The 12,392-nt window shown below is 39.3% G+C and carries 13 protein-coding genes; 9 read left to right on the forward strand and 4 right to left on the reverse strand.

Annotation, left to right across the window (positions count from 1 at the left end):
• Window positions 1-11 precede the first annotated feature (11 nt).
• From CEF19_RS11740 to rlmD, 7 genes are all read left to right on the forward strand, one after another.
• On the forward strand, window positions 12-1,187 hold the full coding sequence (locus CEF19_RS11740) for a CamS family sex pheromone protein (protein ID WP_100406218.1): 1,176 nt from the start codon (window positions 12-14) through the stop codon (window positions 1,185-1,187).
• A 399-nt stretch (window positions 1,188-1,586) separates the two neighbouring features.
• On the forward strand, window positions 1,587-3,116 hold the full coding sequence (gene putP, locus CEF19_RS11745; protein ID WP_100406219.1) for a sodium/proline symporter PutP: 1,530 nt from the start codon (window positions 1,587-1,589) through the stop codon (window positions 3,114-3,116).
• Window positions 3,117-3,253: 137 nt separating this feature from the next.
• Window positions 3,254-3,544 carry an Asp-tRNA(Asn)/Glu-tRNA(Gln) amidotransferase subunit GatC gene (gatC, locus tag CEF19_RS11750; protein ID WP_100406220.1) on the forward strand — a complete coding sequence of 97 codons (291 nt, stop codon included), beginning with the start codon at window positions 3,254-3,256 and terminating at the stop codon, window positions 3,542-3,544.
• Window positions 3,545-3,561: 17 nt separating this feature from the next.
• A complete protein-coding gene (gatA, locus tag CEF19_RS11755) occupies window positions 3,562-5,019 on the forward strand; it encodes an Asp-tRNA(Asn)/Glu-tRNA(Gln) amidotransferase subunit GatA (RefSeq protein ID WP_100406221.1) in 1,458 nt (485 codons plus the stop codon).
• Window positions 5,020-5,034: 15 nt separating this feature from the next.
• Window positions 5,035-6,465 carry an Asp-tRNA(Asn)/Glu-tRNA(Gln) amidotransferase subunit GatB gene (gene gatB / locus CEF19_RS11760; protein WP_100406222.1) on the forward strand — a complete coding sequence of 477 codons (1,431 nt, stop codon included), beginning with the start codon at window positions 5,035-5,037 and terminating at the stop codon, window positions 6,463-6,465.
• Window positions 6,466-6,669: 204 nt separating this feature from the next.
• Complete coding sequence (locus CEF19_RS11765; RefSeq protein WP_100406223.1) at window positions 6,670-7,581, forward strand: diacylglycerol kinase; 912 nt, start codon at window positions 6,670-6,672, stop codon at window positions 7,579-7,581.
• 145 nt (window positions 7,582-7,726) lie between these two features.
• Window positions 7,727-9,097 carry a 23S rRNA (uracil(1939)-C(5))-methyltransferase RlmD gene (rlmD, locus tag CEF19_RS11770; protein WP_100406224.1) on the forward strand — a complete coding sequence of 457 codons (1,371 nt, stop codon included), beginning with the start codon at window positions 7,727-7,729 and terminating at the stop codon, window positions 9,095-9,097.
• A gap of 53 nt (window positions 9,098-9,150) precedes the next feature.
• Here rlmD and CEF19_RS11775 read toward each other — a convergent pair whose 3' ends face one another.
• The 4 genes from CEF19_RS11775 to CEF19_RS11790 all read right to left on the reverse strand — a co-directional run bounded on the left by CEF19_RS11775 (window position 9,151) and on the right by CEF19_RS11790 (window position 11,734).
• A complete protein-coding gene (locus tag CEF19_RS11775) occupies window positions 9,151-10,281 on the reverse strand; it encodes a site-specific integrase (RefSeq protein ID WP_100406225.1) in 1,131 nt (376 codons plus the stop codon).
• Between the two features lie 100 nt (window positions 10,282-10,381).
• Window positions 10,382-10,738, reverse strand: coding sequence for a hypothetical protein (locus CEF19_RS11780; protein WP_100406226.1), 357 nt, complete (start codon window positions 10,736-10,738; stop codon window positions 10,382-10,384).
• Window positions 10,713-11,330: an ImmA/IrrE family metallo-endopeptidase gene (locus tag CEF19_RS11785; RefSeq protein WP_157800939.1), complete on the reverse strand. Its 618-nt coding sequence runs from the start codon at window positions 11,328-11,330 to the stop codon at window positions 10,713-10,715. Before CEF19_RS11785 ends, CEF19_RS11780 begins: the two co-directional genes overlap by 26 nt.
• 83 nt (window positions 11,331-11,413) lie before the next feature.
• Window positions 11,414-11,734 carry a helix-turn-helix domain-containing protein gene (locus CEF19_RS11790; protein WP_100406228.1) on the reverse strand — a complete coding sequence of 107 codons (321 nt, stop codon included), beginning with the start codon at window positions 11,732-11,734 and terminating at the stop codon, window positions 11,414-11,416.
• Window positions 11,735-11,895: 161 nt separating this feature from the next.
• Between CEF19_RS11790 and CEF19_RS11795 the strand changes: the two genes are divergently transcribed.
• Together CEF19_RS11795 and CEF19_RS11800 are read left to right on the forward strand one after the other, a co-directional pair.
• Window positions 11,896-12,114 (forward strand): helix-turn-helix domain-containing protein, encoded by a 219-nt coding sequence (locus CEF19_RS11795; protein WP_100406229.1) that lies wholly within the window; start codon window positions 11,896-11,898, stop codon window positions 12,112-12,114.
• Between the two features lie 74 nt (window positions 12,115-12,188).
• Window positions 12,189-12,389: a MerR family transcriptional regulator gene (locus CEF19_RS11800; protein WP_100406230.1), complete on the forward strand. Its 201-nt coding sequence runs from the start codon at window positions 12,189-12,191 to the stop codon at window positions 12,387-12,389.
• Window positions 12,390-12,392 lie beyond the last annotated feature (3 nt).

Below are 12,392 nucleotides of genomic sequence, written 5' to 3' on the forward strand. Positions count from 1 at the left end.
GGAAGCGTCTCATGTCAAAAGGATGGGGGATAGCTTCTCTCGTTTTTCTTCTTTTCTTAACGGGTTGTTTCCCGATTTTACAACCTGACCAAGAAGAAATAGAATCAGAGGAGAATCAAGAAGAACAAGAGGTAGAAATTGTACCACCAGTAGCTACATCAGAAAATTATTATCAAAGTGTTTTATATGATGGGAGCTATTTACACGGCGAATCTAGAGGCTTTGGAAATGCAGTTGTATACAATCGACTAGATTTAAACCAACTGGAGATGGGATTAACCTTTGTTGCCCAAGAATATTTTAATCCAGAGCGATACTTTTTTAGAGAAGGTCAGTTTATTAAAAGAGAAGAATTGAATAATTGGCTGATGAGATATGATGCCGATTCAAACCCGTCTGGACTAAACCCTGAACTTGGTAAAGGGGAATCAATGCGTGAACGTGAAGAAAGTAACCCAAGATACGTATCACATATTATGGAACATAATTACTTAGTTCAGAATGAAAATGGTAATTTAGAGCTAGGTGGTATTGTTATCGGTTTATCGATGAATAGTGTATATAACTTTAAAGTAGAAGATGAACAAGGGCTCTTTTATTTTTACGAGACGGAAATCTCTGATGAAGCGATGAGACGTGAAGGTCAACGAATTGCCAATGAAATTGTTAGTCGTTTACGGTCTGAAAGCAGAGAAGAAGGAGCCTTTAATGAAATCCCAATCGTTGTAGCAATGTTCCGCGAACAACCACGCGAATCAGTGATTCCGGGTAATTTCTTTCTAAAAGCGATTGCTGAACCAGAAAACAATTTAGACCGCTGGCAAGAAATCAAAGAGCAATATTATCTTTTCCCTTCAAGCGAAGCAAACCAAGATGTTCGAAATGATGCTGACCAATTTCAGCGTTTTAAAGATGATGTTCAAGGTTTCTTTGATTCATACTTAGGTGTTGTTGGTAAGGGGCATTATGAAAACAATCAGCTTAAGGAATTACATGTTGAGATTCCTATACGCTTCCAAGGTAAAGCAGAAATCGTTGCACTTACTCAATTTACAGCGGATCGAATTATGCAACGTTTTCACGAAAATCTTAAAGTGACGGTTTATGTCACCTCTGTTTCTGGGCAACATGAAAGTATGATTGTTCGCGATTCGAATGAGGAACCATTCATTCATATTTTTGAGTAACAACTTCTTCTTGTACCGCTTTATATCGGCACCTCTAAGGTGAAACAACCTTGAGGTGCTTTTTCTATTTAGAGTAGGAGTAACGTAACCTTAAATTTCGATATGCTATTTTAGTGTAAACTAGAAGTGAGAATATAAAAATCACTTGATTGTCATGCTATATAAGAGCCTTCGTGGATTAAGCAATTCAATTATAGTAGGGATTTTTACCAATCACCTATGCAAAACAACGAGGGGGTTCTTATATGGAAAAGTGCTTACATTTCATTAATATGAATTTTTCAATAGAGGGGAGATTACGATGACGCTAACAGTAGCAACATGGGCATTATTAATTATTCCAATGCCTCTATTAATACTTTTATCATTATTGTCATTACGAAGAAAGGGTGAGTAGCATTGGAACTAGCAACGATTATTACATTTCTTGTTTATTTACTAGGAATGCTAGCAATTGGATTAATCGCATATCGATTAACAAATAATTTGTCAGATTATGTTTTGGGTGGCCGTAAGCTAACTGGAAGTGTCGCTGCGTTAAGCGCGGGAGCCTCTGATATGAGCAGTTGGCTATTACTTGGTTTGCCAGGTGCTTTGTACTTAAGGGGGATGGGAGAAATTTGGATTGCTATTGGGCTAGCAATAGGTGCATATTTAAACTGGCAATTTTTGGCTGTGAGATTACGTACCTATACCGAAATTGCAAAAGATTCAATAACCTTACCTGAATTTTTTGAAAATCGGTTCCATGATGACTCAAAGTTATTGCGGATTATTTCGGCTTTAGTTATCCTAATTTTCTTTGCGTTTTACACCTCTTCGGGATTAGTTGCAGGAGCGTTACTGTTTGAAGCTTCTTTTGGTATGACATATATCCAAGCATTGTGGATTGGTGCAATTGTTATTATCTCCTATACGTTTTTAGGGGGATTTCTAGCAGTTAGTTGGACCGATTTCTTTCAGGGAATCCTCATGTTCTTCGCCTTGCTTGTCGTGCCAATTGTTGCGATAACGAAAATGGGGGGCTTGGGTGAGACGATTAATACAGTGGGTATGATTGATCCATCGTATTTGGATGCGTTCCAAGGCGTCACAGTCATAGGGGTAATTTCCCTTTTAGCATGGGGCTTAGGTTATTTTGGTCAGCCTCACATTATTACTCGTTTTATGGCTGTAAAATCGATAAAAGAAATCCCAAAAGCACGTGCTACCGGTATGACGTGGATGGTCTTTTCTTTATTTGGAGCAATTTTTACTGGGTTTTCGGGGATTGCCTATTTCTCAGCTAATGGATTAGGAATGTCCCCTCTACCAGAAGGCGCTCATGAAACAGTATTTATTTTATTTACACAAATCTTATTTGATCCATGGATTGCTGGTTTTCTATTAGCTGCTATATTATCAGCGATAATGAGTACGATTGATTCTCAGCTTCTCGTTTCATCAAGTGCTTTGGCTGAGGATGTATACAAAGGCTTCTTGCGAAAGAATGCTACAGATAAAGAGCTAGTTTGGGTTGGGAGAATTGGTATTGTCTTAATCGCCATAATCGCGATAATACTTGCCTATAATCCTGAAAACTCGGTATTAGATTTAGTAGGATACGCATGGGCTGGGTTTGGAGCTGCCTTTGGACCAGTACTGCTTTTGTCGTTGTACTGGAAAAGAATGACGCGAAACGGTGCTTTGGCAGGAATGATTGTAGGTGGGCTAACCGTTATTGTTTGGGCGGAATTAGATGCAATTTTAGTTTATGTATTTGATATCTCTAAAGATGTTGTAAATCAAATGCCGCTTCTAGGGCTGTATGAAATTATTCCAGGCTTTTTACTAGCTGGTTTAGTTGCAATCATCGTTAGTCTTACAGGTCAAGAACCAGGAAAAGAAATTCAATTGGAATTTGAAAGGGCAAAAGCTGAGCTTAAGTAATAAATCTTATGGAAACTTAAGGGTTAATTGCCGTTATAAATCTTTAGAACTCAGTGGGCTTTGTTGCCTATAAGGGTGTAATTTGGTATCATTAAAAATATTGTCTAAGTACGAATATTAGTGGGGGTGAGCTTGAGATGTCACGAATCTCGAAAGATGAAGTAAAACACGTTGCGAACTTAGCAAGACTCGCGGTGACTGAGGAAGAAGTAGAAACGTTTACAAAGCAGCTAGATGCGATTATCTCCTTCGCTGAGCAGTTAAATGAACTCGATACAGAAGGTGTAGAACCAACGACACATGTCTTAGATATGAAAAATGTATTGCGTGAAGATAAAGCTTCAGAAGGATTACCGCTAGAAGATGTACTAAAAAATGCACCAGATCATGAAGATGGCCAAATTCGTGTGCCATCTATTATGGATTAATAGGGAGGACAAGCTTCATGTCATTATTTGACCATAAAATGTCGGAGCTCCACACAATGCTCCAGAATAAAGAAGTGAAGGTTTCTGAACTTGTCGGGGAATCGTACAAACGTATTGCTGAAGTCGACAACAAGGTTAAAGCCTTTTTAACATTAGATGAAGAAAAAGCACGCGCGTATGCAAACCAGTTAGATGAGGCTCTTGGAAAAGATTCAGAGCGGGGTTTGTTATTTGGTATGCCAATCGGTGTGAAAGATAATATCGTTACGAAGAACCTACGTACTACTTGTTCAAGTCGTATTCTTGAAAACTTTGACCCGATTTATGATGCAACGGTTGTGCAAAAACTTCAATCGGCTCAAGCCATTACGATTGGTAAGTTGAACATGGATGAATTTGCGATGGGTTCTTCTACGGAAAACTCAGCATTTCAAAATACCAGAAACCCTTGGAATCTTGATCATGTACCAGGAGGATCAAGTGGTGGTTCAGCAGCGTCTGTAGCTGCAGGAGAAGTTCCATTTTCATTAGGATCTGACACAGGTGGTTCAATTCGTCAACCGGCGGCTTATTGTGGTGTCGTTGGATTGAAACCTACATACGGTCGGGTATCTCGTTTTGGTTTAGTTGCTTTTGCATCGTCTTTAGACCAAATCGGCCCAATTACGCGTAATGTTGAGGATAATGCCTATTTACTTCAGACAATTTCAGGTATCGATCCAATGGATTCTACATCTGCAAATGTCGATGTTCCAGATTTTCTTTCAGCTCTTACAGGTAATGTAAAAGGGTTAAAAATCGCAGTACCTAAAGAATATCTTGCAGAAGGTGTTCAAGAAGAAGTGAAACAATCTGTTTTAGATGCTCTTAAAGTGCTAGAAAGCCAAGGGGCGACTTGGGATGAAGTGTCATTGCCTCACTCTAAATATGCTCTAGCTACATACTATTTATTAGCTTCATCTGAAGCATCAGCTAACCTTGCACGTTTTGATGGTGTTCGTTATGGATATCGTACTGATAATGCTGATAACTTGCTTGATATGTATAAGCAAACACGTGCAGAGGGTTTCGGTAATGAAGTGAAGCGTCGTATTATGCTTGGAACGTTTGCGTTAAGCTCAGGCTACTATGATGCTTATTATAAAAAGGCTCAGCAAGCTCGTACCTTAATTAAGCAAGACTTTGAAAAAGTATTTGAAAACTATGATGTTATTATTGGCCCAACAACGCCGACACCAGCATTTAAAATTGGTGAGCAAATTGAGGATCCATTAACGATGTATGCAAATGATATTTTAACGATTCCAGTAAACCTTGCAGGTGTACCAGGGATTTCTGTTCCTTGTGGCTTCATAAATGGGTTACCACTTGGTCTTCAGATCATTGGGAAGCACTTTGATGAGAATACGGTATACCGTGTAGCACATGCATATGAACAAGCAACAGATTATTCTAAACAAAAACCAACATTGTAAGGGGTGAAACAAAAGATGAATTTTGAAACAGTCATAGGACTAGAGGTCCACGTTGAATTAAAAACAGATTCAAAAATATTCTCGGCGAGCCCGAACCACTTTGGTTCTGAGCCGAATGCAAACACGAGTGTTATTGATTTAGGTTACCCAGGCGTATTACCAGTGTTAAATAAATCAGCTGTTGAGTTTGCAATGAAGGCTGCGATGGCCTTAAATTGCGAAGTAGCAACAGATACGAAATTCGACCGCAAGAATTACTTCTATCCTGATAACCCAAAAGCGTACCAAATCTCGCAATTTGATAAGCCAATCGGAGAACATGGTTGGATTGAAATCGAAGTGGGTGGGGAGAAAAAGCGTATCGGAATTACACGTCTTCATTTAGAGGAAGATGCAGGTAAGCTGACACACTCGGGCAACGGATATTCACTCGTTGATTACAATCGTCAAGGAACACCGTTAATTGAAATTGTTTCGGAACCAGATATTCGTACGCCTGAAGAAGCATATGCGTACCTAGAAAAAATTAAGGCAATTATTCAATATACGGGTGTTTCAGATTGTAAGATGGAGGAAGGGTCTTTGCGTTGTGATGCTAATATTTCACTCCGTCCAGTGGGCCAAGAGGAATTTGGTACAAAGACAGAGCTAAAGAACTTGAACTCGTTTAACTTTGTTCGAAAAGGTCTTGAATACGAGGAAAAACGTCAAGAGCAAGTGCTTCTATCTGGTGGTATTATCGAGCAAGAAACACGCCGTTATGATGAAGCAGCAAACAAGACATTATTAATGCGTGTAAAGGAAGGATCTGATGACTATCGATATTTCCCAGAACCAGACCTTGTTGCACTGCACATAGATGATGAGTGGAAATCACGCATCTTTGCTGAAATTCCTGAGCTGCCGGATGCACGTAAAAAACGCTACGTTGAAGAACTTGGTTTGCCAGCATATGATGCGATGGTTCTAACGCTTACGAAAGAAATGTCTGATTTCTTTGAAGCAACTGTAAATAATGGTGGAGACGCGAAGCTTTCATCAAACTGGTTGATGGGCGAAGTGTCTGCATACTTAAACGCTGAGCAAAAAGAGCTTGAGGATGTGGCATTAACACCTGAAGGCTTAGCAAAGATGATTCAATTGATTCAAAAAGGAACGATTTCTTCAAAAATTGCGAAGCAAGTATTCAAGGACCTAATTGAAAAAGGTGGAGACCCTGAAGAGATTGTTAAAGCAAAAGGTCTCGTCCAAATTTCGGACGAAGGTGAACTTCGTAAAATGGTTTCAGAAGTACTTGATAACAATGCGCAATCTATCGAAGACTTTAAAAATGGTAAAGACCGTGCGATTGGTTTCCTAGTTGGACAAATCATGAAAGCTTCTAGAGGGAAAGCAAACCCACAAATGGTAAACGAAATCCTACTAGATGAAATTAAAAAACGATAACATATAGTTAGAGGCTGACTTTGGTGAGGCCTCTGAAAAAGGTTGGTATTCGCCTTTTTTCAGGGACCTTTTAAGTTAGTCTCTTTTTATAAACTTCGAGATTTTTCTCTAAACGTTCATAAATAGGGAATGTCTAAGTTTGTTTTTCAAGGTTAAAATGAGATACAATACAATGAAATAGTATGAAATAAAGTAGGGGATCGTATGAAACGAGCACGTCTGATTTACAATCCAACGTCAGGAAGGGAACAAATACGTAAGAATTTAGCCTATGTTTTGGAGCGATTAGAAAAGTCTGGATATGAAACGTCGACCCATGCAACAACAGGTGAAGGGTGTGCAAAAAGAGCTGCGAAGAAGGCGGGAGAGCATGGCTATGACCTCGTGATTGCAGCAGGTGGCGATGGAACAATGTTTGAGGTGGTTAACGGACTGGCACCTCTTTCTAAGAGACCGATGCTAGGACTAATACCTGCAGGAACAACGAACGACTTTGCCCGTGCGCTTGGGATTCCACGGGATATTGAAAAGGCATGTGACATCTTATGTAGTGACCAGGTCGAGCCGATTGATATTGGACAAGTGGATGATAGATATTTTATTAATATTGCAGCAGGTGGGACGTTAACAGAGCTTACATATGAAGTCCCAAGTAAGCTAAAGACGATGGTGGGGCAATTGGCTTATTATATTAAAGGTCTAGAGAAGCTGCCACAAGTTTCCCCTACGTTTGTAAGGATTGAATATGATGGGAAGCTTTTTGAAGGGGAGATAATGTTGTTTCTCGTCTCAAATACGAATTCAGTAGGTGGCTTCGAACGCTTAGCACCAAATGCGTCCTTACAGGATGGTATGTTTGACTTCATTATTGTCAAGAAACTATCATTTCCTGAGTTTGTCCACCTTGGAAGTCTCGCATTAAGAGGAGAGCATATCAACCATCCGAAAGTAATATATGTTCAAGCGAATCGAATAAAGGTACAAGTCGAAGGTGATATGCAATTAAACCTAGACGGTGAATTTGGAGGATTGCTCCCTGCTGAATTCGTCAATCGATACCAGCATTTCCAAATACTCTGTCCAAAGGATAAGAAGCGAAATAGAAGCCGTGAATAGCACTTCTCCCAATAAGGAGGAAGTGTTTTTTGTTTATAAGAACAAAGAGACACCAGCTTACTCCACGTTCTTGTTATCACGAATAGGAATGCACGACTGCCTTATGTTACAATGACAACATGATAAGAGGAAAAGGGCGAATGACATGACCAACTATGAAGTACCAGTAAAGAAAAATGATATCGTTGATGTGATGATAGAGGATTTGACACATGACGGGGCCGGAGTGGCAAAGATAAATGGCTATGCCTTATTCATCCCAAAAGCACTCCCAGGGGAGAAAGTGAAAGTGAAAATTGTTAAAGTAAAGAAGGGATTTGGGTTTGGACGAGTTCTGGAAACTCTTGAAGAAAGCCCTGATCGCGTGGATGCGCCTTGTCCCATTTATAATCAATGTGGGGGGTGCCAACTTCAACATCTTAGCTATGAGGCACAACTACGCTTTAAGCAAAAGCAGGTCAAGGATGTGCTTGAACGAATTGGCCAGTTACCTGATGTTTTGGTTCACCCTACACTTGGCATGGACGATCCGTGGCGTTATCGGAATAAGGCTCAGGTCCCCGTCGGTGAAATCGAAGGTGGCTTAGTAGCAGGCTTCTATCAAGAACGAAGCCACCGCATCATTGATATGGATCAATGTTTAATCCAGCACGAGAAGAATGACTACGTTGTCACAACTGTTAAAGAAATTGCAAAGAAATACGGTGTTCGAGGCTATGATGAAGAAAAGCATCGAGGGACATTGAGACATGTCGTGGCTCGGTACGGTAAGCAAACCGGCGACATTATGGTTGTACTCATTACAAGAGGCCCAGAGCTAGCAAATAAGAAAAACATAATTGAGGATATTCAGCAAGAAATACCGAATGTAAAATCGATTGTTCAAAACATTAATCCGAAACGAACGAACGTCATTTTCGGTGAGAAGACCCACGTGCTGTGGGGAGATGAATACATCTACGATACGATTGGTGATATTAGATTTGCGATTTCAGCACGTTCATTCTATCAGGTGAACCCAGACCAGACGAAGGTACTATATGACAAGGCCTTAGAATATGCGCAGTTAAGCGGAGGAGAAACTGTCATTGATGCCTACTGTGGAATTGGTACAATCTCTCTCTTCTTGGCCCAAGGAGCTAAACACGTTTATGGTGTAGAAATTGTCCCTGAAGCAATTACTGATGCGAAACGCAACGCCAAACTAAATGGTTTTGACAATGTGGACTTTGCTGTTGGAGAAGCTGAAAATGTCATGCCATGGTGGTACGCACAAGGGATTCGCGCAGATGTCATTGTCGTGGATCCTCCGCGGAAAGGCTGTGACGACAAGCTACTTGAAACGATTATAGCGATGAAGCCAGAACGAGTTGTGTATGTGTCCTGTAATCCAGCTACACTCGCACGTGATTTACGTGTGCTTGAGGACGGGGGATACCGGACAACGGAAGTGCAGCCGGTGGATATGTTTCCGTGGACAACACATGTGGAGAGTGTCACCCTTTTAACCTTATAAACATAGGGTTTTGACGGTTGTGAAAGGGTGAATGCTCACATTTTGCTCACGCTTCAAAAAGATAAGGCGTCGCTAACCTTTTTAGCGGCGTTTTCTTGCATGTCTTCAGTGACATGAGAATAGACATCTAATGTCATTTTTACGGTAGAGTGACCCAGACGTTCCGAGACAATTTTTGGATTCTCGCCTTTGCGTAAAAGTAGCGTCGCGTGTGAATGTCTGATGTCGTGTATTCTTATCTTCTGTAAACCAGCAATTTTTGTGACTTTATCCATATACCAAGCAAGTTGACGTCCGAAAATTGGTTTACCGTTTTCGCGAGGGCAAACTAATCCCCAATCTTCGTAGGCAGCACCGTGCATTAATTTCATTTCTTTTTGTCTGAGTTGGTGACGCTTTAACTCATTTATCAAATCATCCGATATTGTAATCTGGCGATAGGATGATTTAGTCTTTAAATCGGTAAATGTGAATTTGTTTGTAGGTTCATCATATACGATGGCTTGATTCACGCTGATTTTCTTTCTATCCATATCGACGTCTTTCCACGATAAACCAAGAAACTCACCTCTTCGCATACCTGTATGCATCGCAATAAGAAGAGGTATGAAATAGAAGGGGTTGTCCTGTTTGGCGAATGTGATAAACCGCTTCATTTCCTCAGAGGTCCACGTTGTCATTTTTTGCCTTCTTGGTTTAGGTATTTCTAACTGGCGAAATGGATTCTTGTAAAGTAAATCAGAATCAATGGCATAATTGATAGCTGCTTTAAATAAGATGAAGGTGTATTCAATATACCTTGGGCTACGGCCTTCTTCCAACATATCGTTAATCGCCTTTTGACCGTGGTGAAGTCGTAAGTCTTTTAATTTTAATTTTCCGAACGTAGGTAATATACGACGCTCCATGGCTCTGGTATAATTTAAGAAAGTTCTCGGTTTGACTCGATGTTTCGCGACAGAATCAAGCCAGTGCTTCATAAAGTCTTCGATGATTACATTTTCATTGTCGAAACTAATACCTTTATTTAATTGGTTAAGAAGCTCGGCTGCTGCTGCTTGAGCTTCTTTTTTCGTTTTAAAGCCTGACTTGCTTTTTTGTTTACGGTTTCCAGTAGCTGGGTCCCTACCAATGTCTATCGTAAAAGACCACTTATCACCACGTTTACGGAAGTAACCTTGCATAGTATCAACTCCTCAAATGATAAAAGGAACAATAATCAGATGAGAGCTTTGTGTAAACCAACATCATCATTATCATTCCTTTTTCTTGAAATATCAATCATTAAGAAAATCGTCCCATAACGTCGTATGCAAGTAACTCCTGTAAATCATCGACCAAAACCATATAGTATTCGGTTTCGTACACAGCTTCAGGATCGTGTTCTTGCCTTTGTAAATCTCGTTTTAATTGTTCTAAATCAATATCAAATTGATGGTCATGGAAGGGGCATTGCTTTAATGCACCTTGGGTGACACTCAATAATTTAAGGTCATCATGGAAATCCTCAACAGAAAAACGCTCAAAAGGACCCTCAATACTATAGGTTCTAGCCTCGTGTTCAGCATCATATCGCGGCAACATCATCCACTTTGGATATAATTCTCCATCAATCTCATCGTAATAAATCTTTAATGTCATGGTTGATTTTCTCCTCTCCTACTTGTCTCTTTAATTGGTCTAAGATTGCTAGTGTTGATTTGTAAACCTTTCCTTTTTGCAAAGAACGATTGATTCTGTCTTCTTCTCTTTGTTTCATCCTTACATAGTGAGCTTGTGTCTCGTTTTGCTGACGGATGATTCGAATACGTTCTTTAATCAGGTTCTCAGGCAATTGAAAGATGTCCACCAAAGAAGAAACGGAACGAAAATCATTCATAATTGGCTCAAATATGTACCGGGGCATGGATAGGTACTGAGAAGTCCAATATGCTTGACGTTCTTGTAGTTTCTCGAAATCTTGATGCATCATTCTTTGGTCTCCGCAATGTTGGATAAAGTGTGATAATTCATGAAAAAAATCAGAACGAATATTTTCATTTGGTTGTCTTTCATCCAAGTACATTAAGGCGCACTTGTCGTTGTAAAAACAATCGCTTTCATAAGGATGATAAATAACTTTGACATCGAACAAAGAGGATAAATTACTGATAGATAAGTCATGAGGATTTTGTATTTTTAACTCTTTATAGCGAATTGCAAGCTTCTCTTCTCTTATACTGGCAAACTTCACGCGACCACCACCAAAACTATTTGTCACCATTATACGAACATATGTTTGATTTGTAAAGAAAAGAAAAAGCCCATGTATTGGACTTAATCATTCTTTCGATTATCAACTTCTTTTTCCCATTCTAAGAACTTCTTAAATCTTTCTTCGAAATTCTCTAACTCATCTTTAGTTTTTTCTCTATTAGAATAACCGTCTTTCGCCGCGTAATTTAACCGACCTAGCAAATAATCAGTACTAACATCTAAAACATCTGCTATCTTAGCTAGCTCAAAGTCCTTGCATGGTCTACTGCCATTAATGATGCGGTTGAGGACACTCTTGTTTATACCAACTTTTTCAGCTAATTGATTTTGTTTGATATCCTTTTTTTCCATAATTGATTCGATTCTTTTACCGACATTCATAAAATCACCTTCTCTATTATCTACATTAATATATTAACACGTTTCTAAAATGGAAATAAAGTAATTGCTAAAAAAGAAATAAAAGGGTGTTGACATTTCTAAAATAGAAATTTATACTAGGGTTACAAGTTGCTGAAATAGAAATCAGGAGGTGAGTAGAGATGAGTGAAATTAACTTAGAATTTATCAGAAGCAAAAGATGCAATCGCGAGATAAGTATGCAAAGGATGGCTGAAAAATTAGGGTTTAAGAATGCTTCGACTTATCTAAAGTATGAGAATGGTGAGTACAGCCTTAAAGCTAATCACCTTCCAATTATTGCTGATATTTTATCTTGCGATATAAATGACCTTTTTTTAGTCAAAAAGTTGCTGAAATAGAAATTTATTGTTTCGGAATGTTAATTGTTTATTTCGACACTATATTCAATATTCCTTCAAAGGAGGTTGTACGTATGAAAAATCAAGAGGATTATCCTATTCTCATGCAAGCGCCGCATGTCGCTGAAATTGTTGGTGTTTCTCTTCGTATCGCTTATGAAATCATGGAACGAAAGGATTTCCCTTTAATTCGTATTGGGCGAGCTAAGAGAGTGGAAAAAGAAGCTTTTTTCAACTGGTTGATTGAGCAGTCAAGATTAAAAAGGGAGGCGTAATCC

Source organism: Bacillus solitudinis, from assembly GCF_002797395.1.
In the GTDB taxonomy this organism is placed as follows: Bacteria; Bacillota; Bacilli; order Bacillales; family Bacillaceae_D; genus Halalkalibacter_A; species Halalkalibacter_A solitudinis.